The organism is Tropicibacter sp. Alg240-R139, from assembly GCF_900537075.1.
GTDB lineage: Bacteria > Pseudomonadota > Alphaproteobacteria > Rhodobacterales > Rhodobacteraceae > Falsiruegeria.
Map to the genome: position 1 here is coordinate 313708 of NZ_UNRA01000002.1, position 17003 is coordinate 330710.

General features: G+C 58.8%; 15 protein-coding genes. 3 read left to right on the top strand and 12 right to left on the bottom strand.

Features of this window, described 5'->3' with window-relative positions:
* Nucleotides 1-74 precede the first annotated feature (74 nt).
* On the top strand, nt 75-1385 hold the full coding sequence (locus G6R15_RS09215; RefSeq protein ID WP_164659575.1) for a serine hydrolase: 1311 nt from the start codon (nt 75-77) through the stop codon (nt 1383-1385).
* Between the two features lie 36 nt (nt 1386-1421).
* Here G6R15_RS09215 and G6R15_RS09220 read toward each other — a convergent pair whose 3' ends face one another.
* From G6R15_RS09220 to lpdA, 10 genes are all read right to left on the bottom strand, one after another.
* Nucleotides 1422-2249, bottom strand: coding sequence for a hypothetical protein (locus tag G6R15_RS09220; protein ID WP_164659576.1), 828 nt, complete (start codon nt 2247-2249; stop codon nt 1422-1424).
* A gap of 131 nt (nt 2250-2380) precedes the next feature.
* Nucleotides 2381-2941 (bottom strand): DUF3299 domain-containing protein, encoded by a 561-nt coding sequence (locus tag G6R15_RS09225; RefSeq protein ID WP_240336713.1) that lies wholly within the window; start codon nt 2939-2941, stop codon nt 2381-2383.
* Nucleotides 2942-3309: 368 nt separating this feature from the next.
* Nucleotides 3310-4308 carry a helix-turn-helix domain-containing protein gene (locus G6R15_RS09230; protein ID WP_240336714.1) on the bottom strand — a complete coding sequence of 333 codons (999 nt, stop codon included), beginning with the start codon at nt 4306-4308 and terminating at the stop codon, nt 3310-3312.
* Nucleotides 4309-4424: 116 nt separating this feature from the next.
* Nucleotides 4425-7277, bottom strand: a complete 2853-nt coding sequence (gene gcvP, locus G6R15_RS09235; protein WP_164659578.1) for an aminomethyl-transferring glycine dehydrogenase — start codon at nt 7275-7277, stop codon at nt 4425-4427.
* Nucleotides 7278-7359: 82 nt separating this feature from the next.
* Nucleotides 7360-7725, bottom strand: a complete 366-nt coding sequence (gene gcvH / locus G6R15_RS09240) for a glycine cleavage system protein GcvH (protein ID WP_164659579.1) — start codon at nt 7723-7725, stop codon at nt 7360-7362.
* Between the two features lie 18 nt (nt 7726-7743).
* Nucleotides 7744-8841: a glycine cleavage system aminomethyltransferase GcvT gene (gcvT, locus tag G6R15_RS09245; RefSeq protein ID WP_164659580.1), complete on the bottom strand. Its 1098-nt coding sequence runs from the start codon at nt 8839-8841 to the stop codon at nt 7744-7746.
* Between the two features lie 30 nt (nt 8842-8871).
* Nucleotides 8872-9285 (bottom strand): universal stress protein, encoded by a 414-nt coding sequence (locus G6R15_RS09250; RefSeq protein WP_164659581.1) that lies wholly within the window; start codon nt 9283-9285, stop codon nt 8872-8874.
* 75 nt (nt 9286-9360) lie between these two features.
* Nucleotides 9361-10731 (bottom strand): sodium:alanine symporter family protein, encoded by a 1371-nt coding sequence (locus G6R15_RS09255; protein WP_164659582.1) that lies wholly within the window; start codon nt 10729-10731, stop codon nt 9361-9363.
* A gap of 49 nt (nt 10732-10780) precedes the next feature.
* Entirely contained in the window at nt 10781-11710 is a 930-nt protein-coding gene (gene lipA, locus G6R15_RS09260) for a lipoyl synthase (RefSeq protein ID WP_164659583.1), read from the bottom strand.
* A 12-nt stretch (nt 11711-11722) separates the two neighbouring features.
* Entirely contained in the window at nt 11723-13105 is a 1383-nt protein-coding gene (gene lpdA / locus G6R15_RS09265) for a dihydrolipoyl dehydrogenase (protein ID WP_164659584.1), read from the bottom strand.
* A gap of 174 nt (nt 13106-13279) precedes the next feature.
* On the opposite strand from lpdA, the gene G6R15_RS09270 reads away from it, so the two are divergent.
* Nucleotides 13280-13894, top strand: coding sequence for a helix-turn-helix domain-containing protein (locus G6R15_RS09270; protein WP_164659585.1), 615 nt, complete (start codon nt 13280-13282; stop codon nt 13892-13894).
* A 1-nt stretch (nt 13895) separates the two neighbouring features.
* On the opposite strand, the gene G6R15_RS09275 is transcribed toward G6R15_RS09270, so the two are convergent.
* Both G6R15_RS09275 and G6R15_RS09280 read right to left on the bottom strand, forming a co-directional pair.
* On the bottom strand, nt 13896-14732 hold the full coding sequence (locus G6R15_RS09275; RefSeq protein WP_164659586.1) for a PhzF family phenazine biosynthesis protein: 837 nt from the start codon (nt 14730-14732) through the stop codon (nt 13896-13898).
* A complete protein-coding gene (locus tag G6R15_RS09280; RefSeq protein WP_164659587.1) occupies nt 14732-16147 on the bottom strand; it encodes a PLP-dependent aminotransferase family protein in 1416 nt (471 codons plus the stop codon). Before G6R15_RS09280 ends, G6R15_RS09275 begins: the two co-directional genes overlap by 1 nt.
* Nucleotides 16148-16241: 94 nt before the next feature.
* Between G6R15_RS09280 and G6R15_RS09285 the strand changes: the two genes are divergently transcribed.
* Entirely contained in the window at nt 16242-16964 is a 723-nt protein-coding gene (locus G6R15_RS09285; RefSeq protein WP_164659588.1) for a GNAT family N-acetyltransferase, read from the top strand.
* The last annotated feature ends 39 nt before the right edge of the window (nt 16965-17003 follow it).

The window sequence follows — 17003 nt, forward strand, 5'->3', positions numbered from 1 at the left end:
CGCCGCACAGTGGTTGGTCTGAAGTGCGCAATTTTTGTTAAACCCCGTTTTGCCCAGTATCAGGAGCAAGCTTCATGCCTAGCAAACGCGTGTCATTCTGGCTGACAGCGGTCATCGCCAGCACCGTTGCAACGCTTGGTAGCGTGGCGATTGCGCAAGACAATATGGTTGACGGTCGCCCGATGACCGCTGCGGAAATGGAGATCATGACGGGCACACCGTCGTCAAAATCGATTGATATTGCGGCTTGGGACAAGGGCCCCGACAATCGCTGGGCCTTTCAGCACATCAGCGAATTCCTGCATGTTGCCAATATCAGCCGCGGCTCAGGAGCGGTGGCGCCGCTTGGCCGGGATATTGTGGATTTGTCGGGTGTTCAGTTTGACGGATTGGACGAAAACCCGATGTCCGTTTCGGACATGCTTGTGCAGACTTATACTGATGGGTTTATCGTCCTGAACGATGGTCAGATTGTCTATGAAAAATACTTCAACGGCATGAAACCTGACACGCGACACCTTTTGATGTCCGTATCAAAATCGGTGACTGGCACGCTTGCTGGCATTCTGGTGCAGGACGGCCGGTTGAACCCGATCTCTTCAATTACCGATTACCTGCCAGAGTTGGAAGGCGCGCCGGGATTTGGCGATGTGACGGTTCGTCAAATTCTGGATATGACGACGGCGATCAAATTCAGCGAAGACTATGCCGACCCCAACTCTGAAGTTGTGGCACATGAGGCGGCAACTGCCTGGCGCGGCGAAAACGCGCCGGGCGCATTGGATGGTATTCTGTCTTTTGCCGGAACAATCAAAAAGGATGACACACGCCCTCATGGCAAAGTCTTTCACTATGCGTCCATAAACACGGATGTTCTTGGTCTGCTGATCGAACGCGCCTCGGGGCAACGTTTTGCCGATTTCATGAGCGATGCGATCTGGTCGAAGTTGGGGGTCGAACATGATGGCCATATCACTGTCGACTATCACGGGGCCGTTGCCGCAAACGGGGGCTTTGTTCTGACACTGCGTGATCTGGCCCGGTTTGGGCAGATGATGCTGGACGATGGATTTGCAAATGGACGCCAGATCGTTCCATCTGGTTGGGTGGATGATATCCGGTTCAATGGGAACAATTCAGCCTGGCAACCAACATCTTATGTCAAATTCTGGCCAGATGGATTTTATCGCAACCAATGGTACGTCACCAAAGACGACAACGGGTCGTTTTTTGCGGTTGGCGTGAACGGTCAACATATCTGGATCAACCCGACAACCCGCACGGTTGTCGTCAAATTCTCGTCTTTGCCAGTCAGCGCAGACAAAGAAAATATTGTGCTGGGGTGGCTGGCGATGGATGCGATTTCCCGCTCTCTCGTTGACTAATTTACAAGAGCAGGCATTTCCGCAACGGCCCATTCCCTAGAAAAAGAAAGACAGGCCAAATTTGAACTGTCTGTCAGGCCCTCCTGTCGGGGATCTGTTGACTGTGTAATATCCAACATTCACATCAACGGCCGTGCCCGACTCTTCGTTCGTGACAATTGTGCGCCCTACCATCAGGCCCAAGGGAATCTGCCAGGCCTCATCATTGTTGGGGGCTTTCCAATTGTAGGACACCACATTGTTGTACCCAATGTACCACCCGCTACCGAGACCGTAGTTCACAATCGGCTGCAAGATCGTGGTGCTGAAATTGTTCTCTCCCCACATATGGGCCAATACGGCACCCCAAGAAAGATCACCTGATTGCCCGAACACCACGGCCGCTGGACCAGCACCCCAGCCGGGACCTTCTAAAGAGGCTTTCGTGTGTGTCGGCAAAGAAACCTGTGCCCCAAAACCATACGCAATGTTGCCGGTTGCAGTGGGCGCATAAAATGCTTGCACCGTTGAATCGCCGATGCCCCATTCTAGGTCGGTGTTGGATGTAGGGCCCGAAATTCCCGGTGGAAGGGCCGCGCCGGGCTGAACCCCTTGAATCGGAATGATCCCGCGAAGGACCAAATTCGCACCATCCAGCGGAATTGCGTAAACCGGCTGTAGCTGAAAATTGTAGCTGTCCTCATCATTCGTTCCGGTTTTGAAGGAGACTGTGTTGTCGGTCATTATCGCGCGGACATCCGCAAGCGGGTTCGCCGCCTTTCGCGCAGCCTGACAAGACGCATCACAATTTGCGTCAGCATATGCCGCCATCGAGCTGACAGACAGAAAAACGGTGGCAACCGCGGGTTTGAAAACATGTTTCATCTTGCTCTCCAGGGTATCAGGTAAGAAGGCGGCTCTTTATCTTTCGGACGCTAAGATTTTGACGTTTGATTGACGGTGACGACCGTGTTGCGGAAATCTTGGATGCTATGAAAGCAATTTTCTGGGGCACCTTATTGCTTGTATTCTATGACCTCGGTGGCGTGCAGTGCATAGCCAACATCAAATCCCGTTACACCGTCCGACAATCCCACGCTTTGCTGCGATTTTTCGATTGTCATTTGACCTGTGACCCAAACCGGGGTGAACAATCCGTTTACCTGAAAATTCACGTTGGACCGTACATGAACGATCTGATTGGCAGGTGGCGGTGGCGTGTGAATGCAGGCGCCGACATATGGCACAAGCAGAAATTCGACCACTTGATTGCCGTCGAATTCCAGTGGCAGCACATAACCGGGAATTTTGATCTCTGATCCGTCCCATTCTGTTCGCACCATCGAGCGCTGCGCCACGATCTTCGATTGGAACGTGCGGTCTTTTCTGATCAAGGCCTGCGCATCCAGATCCGCAGCGGCCAGTTCGTCATGAAGTTCGTTCAAACGCAGGCTGACGTTTTCGGGCAGGTCAATATCGTCTTTGCGGTTGCTCTCAAGAACCAGTAATTCCTCCAGCGCTTTGCGCGATTCAAAATCAAGGGCAAAATACGGATCGTCCTGCGGTTCAATTGGCATCGTGAGATCTCGCCACCCAATTTGTTGCTGGGCCAAGCTCAACTCAGGTAGCGACATCAGAATACCGATTGACGCACTAGCCAATATAAGGCGTTGAAACATCGCGCTCTGCAATCCCATGGTTCTGCCGAACACATCGACAATCTGATAAGCACAAATTGAATAGGCTGAGCTGCATCAAGGCAAGCGATTTTACCCAATTATCGGGCTTTGTTGCGCAAATCCGGTGACGGACAGACCTTTCCTTTCCCCGGACGAACTTACCCTGAGGGTTCTATGACGGGCATCTGCCGATCGGGGGCAGCGCCGAGCAGGAGTTTGGTCTTTCACGTCCTGTTTCGATCCTGCATTTGGACAAGGACCAGCGCCTAAGCGCTTCGGGCTTCGCCAGCTGTGGTAAAGGCTTGACGCCGCAGCGTTCTGGGGCTGGAACCAAGCTCCTTGCGGCACCAATAGCTGAGGTTGGTGAGCGAGCTGAACCCGGTTGCAATCACGATCTCTGGCAGGGATAGGCTGGAATGCACCATCAGCTGATGTGCCCGCTCAATCCGCAGGTTGCGGTAAGCGACCAACGGTGTGGTGTCGGTCTTCTCCTGGAATCGCCGCTCTAGCTTGCGGGTGGACACGCCAACCTGTCTGGCCAGTTCGCGGACGCGCTTGGGTTCTTCGATGTGGTCCTGCATCAGGTCTAGAATGCGCGCGATCAGCGCATCACCCTCGGCGCGTTGTTTTAGGTGCAGGGCGACCTTGCTGCGGGTGCGCTCGGACGGGTGTGAAAGGCCCAGATACTCGGCCAGGGCACCGGCAATGAACTGACCGTGGTCTTCCCGGATCAGGTCGATGAACAGGTTCAGTGCCGCAAAGGGGCTGGTGGCGCTGTGCAGTGCATTTGAATGCGCAATGTGACGCCCGCCTTGGGCGGGGGTCAGGTGCTCTTCTTCTGCAGCGGCCCGAAAATTGGGGTGCACAGCGATCTGGTGGTTGTCACGCAGACCAGTCTCGCCCAGCAGGAACACGGCGCCGCCCACCAGAACTGTGCGCGGGGCAAGGCGGATGATGCGTTGTACCTTGTGCCGGTCGCTGTCCGAAACCTGCCAGCGGTTGTGGATGCCGCCGAGAAACACCACCGTTCGGCGGCTCCAGCGGCGGGGATCCTGGTGGTGAGGTTCGGACAAATGCCGCACTGACAAGCGATAGCCGCCGCTCGTTAGCAGCTCGTTGGCGGAGTGGAACATGTCCTCGATCATCCGGGTTCCGGCCAGCGGTGCGCTGTCGGGCAGCAGGATGTCGATGTCGTGAAACGGTGTCGCGCCCGATGGCGCAAGGGTGCAGTGAGCGGTGTCTGAAACCGGATTGAAAAAGGTCATGCCTGTCTCCTCCTGGTGATGGATCGCGTCAGTTTTGGGGGCACCCTGAGAAAAGGGGAGGGTGTGCCCTGCCAGAGATTTTCCGGCAGGGTAGGTTTCTTGGTGGCCTGAACGGATCAGGCGTCGTCTTCGTAGTCCGACATGGGCGGGCAGGTGCAGATCAGGTTGCGGTCGCCATAGGCGTTGTCGACCCGGTTGACCGGCGACCAGTACTTGTCCACGCCCAGGTTACCCGGAGGGAAACAGGCCTGCTCGCGGGTGTAGGGACGATCCCAGTCACCCACCAGATCACGCACGGTGTGGGGCGCGTTCTTGAGCGGGTTGTTTTCCGCATCAATCTTGCCATCCACGATGTCCTGCGCTTCCTGACGGATCGAGATCATTGCGTCACAGAAGCGATCAATCTCGTCCTTGGGTTCGGATTCCGTCGGCTCGACCATCAGCGTTCCCGCCACTGGCCAGGACATGGTCGGTGCATGGAAGCCCGAGTCCACCAGACGCTTGGCAACGTCGTCCACGCTCACGTGGGCTTCGTCGTTCAGCGGGCGGGTGTCCAGGATGCATTCATGCGCAACACGGCCCGTTTCCGAGGTGTAGAGGATCGGATAGGCATCCTTGAGACGGGCAGCGATGTAGTTGGCGTTCAGGATCGCCACTTTGGTCGCTTGCGTCAGACCCGCACCACCCATAAGCAGCACATAAGCCCACGAGACGGGAAGGATCGAGGGTGATCCAAAGGGCGCCGCCGAAACCGGACCCACGGCGGTGCCGTACTCCGGGTGACCCGGCAGGTGCTCGGTCAGGTGCGCCTTGACGCCGATCGGACCCATGCCGGGGCCACCCCCGCCATGCGGAATGCAGAACGTCTTGTGCAGGTTCAGGTGGCTGACGTCACCGCCAATATCACCGGGGCGCGACAGGCCCACCATCGCGTTCATGTTGGCCCCGTCGATATAGACCTGACCGCCGTGTTCATGCGTGATGTCACAGACCTCTTGCACAGTGGTTTCAAACACACCGTGGGTCGAAGGGTAGGTGATCATGCAACCTGCAAGGTCGTTCGAGTGCTTTTCGGCTTTGGCACGGAAATCTGCCAAGTCGATGTTGCCGTTGTCGTCCGCATGAACCGGAACAACTTTCCAGCCCACCATCTGCGCCGACGCCGGGTTGGTGCCATGTGCGGAAGTGGGGATCAGACAGACGTTCCGGTGCCCTTCGCCACGGGCAAAGTGATAGTTGCGGATTGTCAGCAGGCCCGCATATTCACCTTGCGCGCCCGAGTTGGGCTGCTGGGAGATGGCGTCATAGCCGGTGATCTGGCAGAGCTTATCGTTCAGATCGTCGATCATCTGGGTGTAACCCTGCGCCTGATCTTTGGGGCAGAACGGGTGCAGGTTGCCGAATTCGGGCCAGGTGACGGGGATCATTTCGACGGTCGCGTTCAGCTTCATGGTGCAGGACCCCAGCGGGATCATTGCACGGTCCAGCGCCAGATCGCGGTCGGCCAGACGGCGCATGTAGCGCGTAATTTCTGCCTCGGCCCGGTTCTTGTGGAAGATCGGGTGGGTCAGGTACTCGCTTTCACGCAAAGCATAGTCGGGCAGGCGATAGTGCTTTTCCGAACTGTCGTCTGTGCGGTCGATCCCAAAGGCGGCCCAGACGGCCTCGATGGTTTCTGGTCGGGTCTGTTCGTCCAGCGAGATACCAACCTTGGTTTCACCAACCTTGCGCAGGTTGACGCCACGGGCCACGGCGGCCTCCATCACGACGGTCTGCAGGTGGCCGACTTCGACGGTGATGGTGTCAAAGAACACTTCGGGCTCAACCGCGAAACCGGCGGCTTCCAGACCATTGGCCAGGCGCGAGGTTTTGCGGTGCACCGACTGGGCAATCGCCTTGATGCCGTCAGGGCCGTGGTACACGGCATACATCGACGCGATGACGGCCAGCAGCGCCTGTGCGGTACAGACGTTCGAGTTGGCCTTTTCGCGGCGGATGTGCTGTTCACGGGTTTGCAACGCCAGACGGTAAGCTTTGTTGCCACGGCTGTCGATGGACACACCGATGATCCGGCCCGGCATTGCGCGCTTCAGCTTGTCGGTGGTTGCCATGTAAGCGGCGTGGGGGCCACCATAACCCATGGGAACGCCGAACCGCTGGGTCGAGCCGATGGCGATGTCCGCGCCCATCTCACCGGGGGATTTCAGCAGCGCCAGCGACAGGATGTCGGCGGCAACAATGGCGATGCCCTTGTTTTCATGCAGCGCAGCGATTTGACTGGTGAAGTCCTGTACGTGACCGTTGGTGCCCGGATATTGGAAGATCGCGCCAAAGACGGCACCGGCTTCCAGCTCGGACGGGTCGGCGACTTGCACGTCGATGCCCAAAGGTTCGGCGCGGGTTTTGATCACGGCGATGGTCTGCGGGTGGCAGTTCTTGTCGACAAAGAATGCTGCGTTGTTGGCCTTGGACCGGCCGCCGCGCTTTGCCATTGCCATAGCTTCGGCGGCTGCGGTGGCCTCATCCAGAAGCGAGGCGTTGGCCACGTCCAACCCGGTCAGATCGCTGACCATGGTCTGGAAATTCAACAATGCCTCAAGACGGCCTTGGGAAATTTCGGGCTGATAGGGGGTGTAGGCCGTGTACCACGCCGGGTTTTCCAGGATGTTGCGCAGGATCGGCGCCGGTGTGGTGGTGCCGTAATAGCCCTGACCGATCAGCGAGGTCAGAACCTTGTTCTTGCTCGCGATCTCTTTCATGTGGAACAGCGCATCGCGCTCGGTCATCGCCGGACCCCAATCGAGCGCCTCTTTCTGGCGGATCGCGGGGGGGACGGTGGCGTCGATCAGCTCGTCCAGGGTTTTGAAGCCGATCACTTTCAGCATGTCCCGCATCTCGGTCGGAGACGGGCCGATATGACGGCGATTGGCGAAGTCATAGGCTTCGTAATCGGTGAGTTTGAAGGCCATTTCAGCGCTCCTAAAATCAAGTGTCAGGCCCGACGGAAGCCTTTGGAGCCTCCGGCGGGAGTATTTTGAAAAGGGTGAAGGCTTAGCCGATCAGGGCTTTGTAGCCGTCCAGGTCCATCAGATCTTCCAGCTGCGAAGCATCCGACAGTTTGATCTTGTAGATCCAGGCGTCGCCCTCGGGGCTTTCGTTCAGCTTGCCGGGGTTTTCTTCGAGATCGCCGTTCACAGCGACGACTTCACCGTCGACAGGAGCGTAGATTTCGGAAGCAGCTTTGACAGATTCGATCACGCCGATTTCGTCGCCCTTTTCGAAATCATCGCCTTCTTCTTTCTGCTCGACGAAAACGATCTCGCCCAGTTGATCAGCGGCGTGCTGTGTGATGCCGATGGTGGCGGTGTCGCCCTCTACCAGAACCCATTCGTGCTCTTCAGAATAATAGATTGCCATGTTCAGGTTGCTCCCAGATTAGCGCTTGTAGTTCTGCTGCACGAAAGGCAGCGATACGATTTCGGCAGGTTGGACCTTGCCGCGAATGATGAGGTTGACCTTTTCGCCGGGTTGCCCGTGACCAGCCGAAACATAGCCCATTGCAACGGGGCCGCCGACAGTTGGACCAAAGCCACCCGAGGTGATCTCGCCGATAGTATTGCCTTCAAGACATTGAATTTCAACATGTTGACGGGCAGGTGCGCGACCATCGGGTTTGATCCCGACCAGTTTCTTGGCAGCGCCTTCGGCCAGTTCCTTTTGAACACGCGCAGCGCCAGGGAAACCGCCTTCTTCCTTGCGGCGTTTCTGCATCGCCCAACCCAAGCTTGCCTCAACCGGCGAGGTCGACTGGTCGATGTCATTGCCATAGAGGCACAGACCAGCCTCAAGCCGCAGGCTGTCACGTGCGCCCAGGCCTGCTGGTTCGCAGTCGTCATGCGCCAGGAACGCGCGGCACACGTCAACGGCTTTGTCATCGGGGATCGAGATTTCATAGCCGTCTTCGCCGGTGTACCCCAGACGCGAGATGCGGCATTCGACGCCGTTGATGTCCGCCACGGTGGTTTCCATGAACTTCAGATCACGCGCAGCGGGGCACAGATCGCCGACAACGTTTTCGGCTGACGGGCCCTGAACCGCAACCAGCGCGCGGTCAAAGATCTCGGTCACTTCGACGCCGTCAAGATTGGCCGTCATGTGCGGGATGTCCTGATGACGCAGGGCCGCGTTGACCACGACGTAGAAATATTCACCCGCGTTGGACACGATCAGATCGTCCATGATCCCGCCCTCTTCGTTGGTGAAGAAGCCGTAGCGTGCCTTGCCCTCTTTCAGGGTGGCATAGGCCTGCGGACACAGTGTTTCGAGCTTTTCACCCACGTTTTCACCGCGCAGGATCACCTGGCCCATGTGGCTGACGTCGAACAGACCGGCCTTGGCGCGGGAGTGGTTGTGTTCGCCCATGATACCCATGGGATATTGGACGGGCATTTCCCAGCCCGCAAAATCGACCATCTTGCCGCCGAGTTCGACGTGCAGGTCATAAAGTGGTGTGCGTTTGGGCGCGTCAGTCATGACAGGTGCCTTTCAGTTGACAGGTCGGGGTCAGTCACGGACGACCATAACGGTGCAATGCGCGTTGCGCACCACCCGGGCCAGGTTCGGACCAATTTCATAATTCGGGAAGTCGCCTTTGGCCGATGCCATGATGATCATGTCATAACCGTCTTTGTGGGCGAGCTTGAGGATTTCGCGGTAAACGCTGCCTTCTTCGATGTGAACGGGCACATGGGCGGCGTCATTTGCGGCCAGAATGGCCTCGACTTTGCCACGGACAAAGTCCTTGGCGCCGGAACCATAGCCTTCGGGCAGGTTGGGTAGTTGGATGATCTCGGGGATGACCTCGACGGCGTGCAGGTCTGCGCCGTAGAATTTGGCCTGTTCCAGCGCGGTCGCCAGCGCCTTTTTCCAGGACCGGTCATCGGTGTGGTCGATCGGAAGCAGGATTTTCGTAGCCATCTGTCGTCTCCTCACGAGGCAAGAAATCTGATTGGGGATGAGAGGGCCGGAGTACGGCCCTCTCTGGTGTTTTCGTTACTCGGCGGCCTTGCCGCCACCTTCTGACGCTCCGCCCGAGGCAAAGAACTCTTTGGTCAGCTTGAAGACAACCGGGCTCAGCAGGGCCAGCGCGATCAGATTCGGGATTGCCATCATGGCGTTCAGCGTGTCCGCCAGAAGCCAGACAAAGCCCAGATCGGCGGTCGCGCCAAAGTAGATCGCGACGATCCACAGCACGCGGTAAGGCATCAGCGCCTTGGCCCCAAAGAAGAAGCCCACGCATTTTTCGCCGTAGAACGACCAGCCTAGGATCGTGGTGAAGGCAAAGATCGACAGCGCGACGGCGATCAGGCCGCCACCGATACCCGGCAGCGATACTTCGAACGCCAGAGAGGTCAGTGCTGCGCCAGATTCACCCGAAGTCCACGCGCCCGAGGCGATGATGGCCAGACCGGTGATCGAGCAGACGATGATGGTGTCGATGAACGTCCCCAGCATTGCCACCAGACCCTGGTTTACAGGACCAGCGGTCGAGGCAGCAGCATGTGCGATCGGAGCGGAACCCAGGCCAGCTTCGTTCGAGAACACACCACGGGCCACACCAAAGCGGATCGCGGCCCAGACGGCTGCACCGGCAAAGCCACCTTCGGCAGCGGATGGAGTGAAGGCGTGGGTGAACACGAGGCTGATTGCGTCGCCGATGGCACCGATGTTGATCAGCAGAACCAGCAAACCCGCGATGATATAGCTGACGGCCATGAACGGAACCAGTTTACCAGCGACGGCACCGATGCGGGTGATGCCGCCCAGGATGACGGCTGCGGTCAGGACCATCAGCACAACGCCGGTCACCGAAGTGTTGACGCCAAAGTTGCTGTCCAGAACCTGTGCCACACCGTTGGCCTGCACGCCGTTGCCGATGCCAAACGCAGCAATCGCGCCGAACAGGGCAAACGCCGGGGCCAGCCAGTACCACGATGAGCTCAGACCGTTTTTGATGTAGTACATCGGACCACCAACAAAGTTGCCCAGCTCGTCTGTCTCGCGATATTTCACGGCCAGAACAGCTTCGGCATATTTGGTGGCCATGCCCACCAGGGCGGTCATCCACATCCAGAACAAGGCGCCCGGACCGCCCAGGAAGACAGCGGTGGCAACACCGGCGATGTTCCCCGTGCCAATGGTGGCCGACAGCGAGGTCATCAGCGCGTTGAACGGGCTGATCTGGCCCTCGCCCTGACCTGTGCGGCCTTTGAACAGCAGGCTAAAGCCCGTGCCCAGTTTCAGGATCGGCATGAACTTCAGGCCGACCTGCAGGAAGAAGCCAACGCCGAGGATGAGGACCAGCATTAGCGGCCCCCACACGACGCCATTGATGGCTCCTACGATTGAACTTAACGCTTCCATGGTTTCCCTCCCATTTGCGTCTGGTAATTTGCCTTGATCTTCGACCGCTTCAGGCGAGAGCCGTCAGACGAGCTTGTTTCAAGGCGGCAAAATCTTCGTCCGCGTGGAACGAGGATCTGGTCAACGGCGTTGCGGATACGCCGAGGAAACCCTTCCCTTTGGCGATCTGTTCCAGCTGGGCGAACTCCTCAGGCGTCCAGAACCGGTCGATCGGGTGATGTTTGGGGGTGGGCTGTAGGTATTGGCCGACGGTCAGAAAATCGACCCCAGCCGCGCGCAGGTCGTCCATGACCTGACGCACATCGTTCATCGTCTCACCCAACCCGACCATCAGGCCCGACTTGGTGAAAACCTGCGGGTTGGCGCGCTTTGCGTCGTCCAGCAGCCGCAACGAGGTGTAATAGCGGGCACCGGGGCGCACGCGCGGGTACAGATGCGGAACGGTTTCCAGATTGTGATTGAACACATCCGGCGCGGCCTCGAACACGGCCTGTTCGGCGTCGCCCTTGCCCAGGAAATCGGGGGTCAGCACTTCGATGGTAGTCGCTGGTGTCTGGTGGCGCACGGCGCGGATGGTTTGCGCGATGTGGTCCGCGCCGCCGTCTTCCAGATCGTCGCGATCAACGGATGTGATCACCACGTGGCGCAGGCCCAGCTTCTTGACGGCCTGAGCAACACGTCCGGGTTCAAACACATCCAGCGCGTCGGGACGACCGGTGGCGACATTGCAGAACGAACAGCCACGGGTACAGGTCTCGCCCATGATCATCATGGTGGCGTGGCGCTGCGACCAGCATTCGCCGATGTTGGGGCAGGCGGCCTCTTCGCAGACGGTCGTCAGGTTGTGATCGCGCATCAGGCGGCGGGTTTCGTAATACTCGGCGCTTTCGATCTTTTTCTTGCGAATCCACTTGGGCTTGCGCCGGATCACGCTGTCGGCCTTTTTGGACTTTTCGGGGTGGCGAAGCTGGATGGTCATCTGGCGTCCCCTTTATGCGTGAATGGCGCGGCCAAGCGCGTCAAGGCAGGCTTCTTTTACCGCTTCACCCATCGCCGGGTGGGCATGGCAGGTGCGCGCGACCTCTTCGACCGTGGCACCTTTGGTCATGGCCAGCACCAGCTCGGCGATCAGGTCGCCACCATGCGCGCCGCAGATATGCGCGCCCAGAATCTGCCCCTCTGGCGTGGCCAGAACCTTGACCGCACCATCGGTTTCACCGGTTGAGCGTGCGCGCGAGTTGGCCATGAACGCGAACTTGCCGCTGATATAGTCAGTACCGGCCTCTTTCAGCGCCTCTTCGGTCTGCCCGACCGAGGCGACCTCGGGATCAGTATACACGACACCGGGGACAGTGTTGTAATCGACGTGACCGTGCTGTCCGGCAAGCGTTTCGACGCAAGCCACGCCGTCCTCTTCGGCCTTATGCGCCAGCATCGGGCCGGGGACACAATCGCCGATGGCATAGATGCCGGGGACCGAGGTCTGGAACGCACCGTCCACCTCGATGAACCCACGAGCGTTCACGGCGACACCCAACTCTTCGAGGCCCAGGCCGCGAGTGACCGGACGGCGGCCGATGGCGATCAACACCTTGTCGGCCTCGATCTGCTCCACTTTGTCCTTGCCCACGCGCTCAACCGTCAGCGACAGGCCGACGTCGGTCTTTTCAACGGTCTTCACCGCGCGACCCAGCTGGAACTTCAATCCCCGCTTGGAGAGTGCGCGCTGCGACAGCTTTGCGATCTCGCCGTCAATGCCGGGCAAGATGCGGTCAAGGAATTCTACGACAGTGACCTTGGCGCCCAGACGGGCCCAGACTTGGCCCAACTCCAGGCCAATGACGCCTGCACCCACAACCACCAGATGTTCGGGGACAGCATCCAACGCCAGTGCGCCGGTGGAACTGGCAACGTCAACCTCATCAATCTCGACACCCGGCAGCGGGGTCGGCTCGGAACCGGTCGCGATCAGGATGTTCTTGGCTTCGTGGATGTCGTCACCCACCTTGACCTGACCCGGTGCAGGAATGCTGGCCCAGCCTTCGATGTGCTCAACACCGTTTTTCTTGAACAGGAATGCGATCCCTTTGGTCAGATCGCCGACCACTTTGTCTTTGCGCCCCATCATGGCGCCCAGATCAATGCTGGCCCCCTCAACCAAGATGCCGTGAGAGGAGACATGGGAGAGTTCGGCAAACTTGGCCGAGGAGGTCAACAAGGCTTTGGACGGGATGCAGCCGACGTTCAGGCAGGTGCCACCCAGAGCGCCGCGTCCTTCGACACAGGCGACCGACAGGCCCAGCTGAGCCGCGCGGATCGCCGCGACATAGCCGCCCGGACCGCCACCGATCACGATCAGATCAAATACGCTCATGGCTGTCTCCTCCCCGAGATGGCGCGTTACGGGTTGCCGCCGTATGCGCCTGTATGCTGCGTTGTGACTCCTTTAGGAAACTTTTCCCTTATAATCAACAAAAACTATTGATGGGAAATTTTGACTATGAAACGCGTCGCGTCTAAGCTCTGCGGGAAACAAGGAAAAAAGCCGATGGAACCAGTTCAGATGGAAGAGACAGGCATCGCGATCGAGGCGAACGAGGCGCCGGATGGCGAAGTTCTTGGAAAAATGATTCGCGATGCGCGCAAGGAAAAGGGCCTGACGCTGGAAGAAGCAGCCAAGGCGGCGGCCATCGGGCGATCAACCCTGTCCAAGATCGAAAACAACCAGACACGGCCCAGTTTCGAGATCATTCGCCGCCTGATGCAGACGTTGGAGTTGGAAACGCCGCAGTTGTTCGTGCAGTCAGCCCAAAGCGATATCTCGGGTCGTCGCGATTTCACCCGCAAAGGGCAGGGCGAGCACAAGGAAACGCCGACTTATGATCATGAGTTGCTGTGCAATGAGCTGACCAGCAAGCGCATGGTGCCCTACATCAGCACAATAAAAGCGCGTGACGTGACTGAGTTCGACAGTTGGGTCCGCCACCGGGGCGAGGAGTTCATGTTTGTTCTGGGTGGCGAGTTGACGCTGTTCACCGAACACTACCGCCCGCTGAAGATGCGCGCGGGGGACTCGGTTTATTATGACAGCGGCATGGGGCATGGGTGTGTTTCGACCAGCGATGAGGACGCGACCGTCCTGTGGGTCTCGTTGGAGGGGTGACTTACAGGGTCACGGTACCTTCGATCAGAACATGACTCTGCCCGCCGATCCAAACAATGCCATCGCGATAGTCCGCGTAAACGCGACCGGTGCGACCGATGCAGGTGCCTTGCGCGGCTACTTTTGATCCGGTCCAATCGCCGGTTTCGTATTTCCAGCACGCCAGAGCCGCATTGAGCGATCCGGTGATCGGGTCTTCGCTCATAGAACTGGCGGGGCCAAGATTTCGCACCTCTACATCTGTTTCGCCACCCGAGTCATGCGGCGCGATCAGGGCAACGCCGCGAAACTCTGGTCCACGGGCGGTAAACGGGGCGACGGCCAGCACATCGCGGGCACTTTGCAGTTCGATCACCTGCCATGTGGGGCCATTGTTCAGCCGAGCGGTTTGGATGATCCGATCGCGAGGCAAGGAAAGGGCATTGCAGATGCGTTCCACCTGTTCGGGGTCCAGGGAGTTTACCGTGGTGGGCGGAGCGGCAAACGCAGGCATCGCGCCAGTCTGGTCGATCTCAACTAAGCCTACGCCACATTCCTGCACGACCGTGCTTGCCCGCTTTGATTTACCACCTGCGGCCAGCCAAGCCGCGCATGTGCCCAACGTGGGGTGCCCAGCAAACAGCATCTCACCTGACAATGAAAAGATGCGCAGGCGGTAATCCGCATCCGGCGAGGTCGGCGACTGGATGAATGTCGTCTCGGCCAAGTTGGTCCAGGTGGCGAAATCCTGCATCTGCCGATCGCTCAGCCCGTCCCCATCCAGCACAACCGCCAACCCGTTGCCTTGGGTCGGGGTTGGCGTAAAGACATCAACTTGCATGAAACGACGGGTCTGCATCAGTTGCTCCGGAGTGAAGGATCGAAAGTTTGCGCCAGTTTGATCAACGCCTTTTCCAGTTCATCGACTGAGAAGCCGCAGTAGCCCAGCAAGAACCCGTTGTAATCGGCCCCCGGAGCGCAGAAATGCGACAGTGTATCGACGTTCAAGCCCAGCTCTTGGGCGCGCGCGGCAAGTGTTGTGTCATCCAAGCCTGCGCGCAGATGAAAGGCCACCTGCATCCCGGCCTGATGATCCACTAGTGAGCCGACATCCGCAAAGTCCCGCGTCAAGCGATCCAGCAGATACTTGCGTCGCTCGCCGTAGGTCCGGCGCACCCGGCGCAGGTGGCGATAGAATTCGCCGTCGCGAATGAACTCGGCCAATGCCTGCTGTGGCATGTAACTGGCGCGCAGGCCGAATTGGTTCAGGCTATCGCGGAAGCGATCAGTCAGCGCCTCGGGCACGATCAGATAGCCAAGACGCAGAGTGTTGGAGAAAATTTTTGAAAAGCTACCCACATAGATCGTGCGATTCAGCTGGTCAAAACCCGCCATCGCCGGAATAGGCCGCCCGGCATAGCGGAACTCGCTGTCATAGTCGTCTTCGATGATCCAACCTCCAGTGCGATCCGCCCAGGTGATGAAGGCCTGCCGCCGGTCCGGTGACATCGCGCCCCCGAGCGGAAACTGATGTGACGGTGTCAGCACAGCCAGCCGCACATCCTGATCCGCGCGAGGGAGTTGCGCGCCATGTTCATCAACGGGCAAATCATGAGTTACCAATCCCCGTGCATCCGCAAACCGGCGCAGTGGTGGGTAACACGGGTTTTCCAAACCGATCCCCTCGCCACGTTCGGCCAGCGTGCGGGTGCAGATTTCCAGCCCATCAGCAGAGCCCGCGGTCACGATGATTTGCGCCGGGTCGGCCGTTATCCCGCGCCATTCGGCGACGTGCCCAGCGATGGCCTGACGCAGTTCGAAATTTCCAAATGGCGCACCGCCGAGCAGCATCGCTTGCGGATTAGTGCGACAGACACGGGCCACCGATTTGGCCCACTGCCGGTAGGGAAACAGCCGCATGTCGGGATAGCCGGGTGCGAAGGGCAGGCGGGTGGGGACGCCTTCGGGTGCAGCGGTGCGGGCGGGCAACGGATTGGGCGCGGTGAACTCTAACCCCTCCATTGCTCGGATGGTGTAGCCGGATCCCTGCAGGCTGCTCAGGTACCCTTCGGCCACCAATTGCTCGTATGCGGTAACAACGGTGGAGCGAGAAACGCCAAGTTCCGTCGCCAGAGCCCGGGTTGCGGGCAAGCTAGCACCGTGTAGCAGGTTGCCGCGGGTGACCCTTTGGCGGATGTGATCGCAGATTTGTTCGAACACCGGCGCGTGGGCGTCCCGGTCGATCGCAAAGGCAATGGATGTTGGCTTGGTCATGGAATTGGTCTGCTCAGAACATCGACATTTGGACATTAACGGTGCGCCGAATGTGGTGCAAACCTGCAAACGACAATAGAAGACGGAGAGCGGCATGTCGCAGCGGATGAATGAACATGGGCAACCTATCGGGGTCGAGGTGCCTAATTGGACCGGATGCGACCGGCCTGATGATGCGCCGATGGAGGGGCGGTTCTGTAGGGTAGAGCGTCTTGATCCGGTACGGCACGGTGCCGATCTGTTCGACGCATTCACCCGCGATGCCACGGGGCAGTTGTGGACCTATATGCCAGTTGGCCCCTTTGTTGATGATCGCGCGGGGTTCGACCACTGGTTGGCCGAAGCCGCACGCAGCACCGACCCGTTGTTTCACACCATCATCGACACCCAAAGCGGGCAGGCGGTTGGCTTTGCCAGCTACCTGCGCATTGCGCCGCAGGCGGGCACGATCGAAGTGGGGTTCATCGCCTTTTCTCCGCTCCTTCAACGAACGCCACTGGCGACAGAGGCAATGTTCCTGATGATGAAACGGGTGTTTCGGGAACTGGGTTATCGCCGCTACGAATGGAAATGCGATGCGCTCAACGCGCCGTCCAAGCGAGCGGCCCAGCGGCTTGGGTTCACCTATGACGGTACGTTTGAACAAGCGCTGGTGTATAAGGGGCGCAACCGGGACACCGCATGGTTTTCGATCCTGGATCGTGACTGGCCGGGGATCGAGGCCGGGTTCGGCGCATGGCTTGCGCCCGAGAACTTTGATGATCTTGGGCAACAGCGGCTGCCCTTGGGGGATCTGATGTCGAAGCATCGGACTTAAAAAGGGCGAGATCTTCGGACCATCGAAGACCTCGCCAGG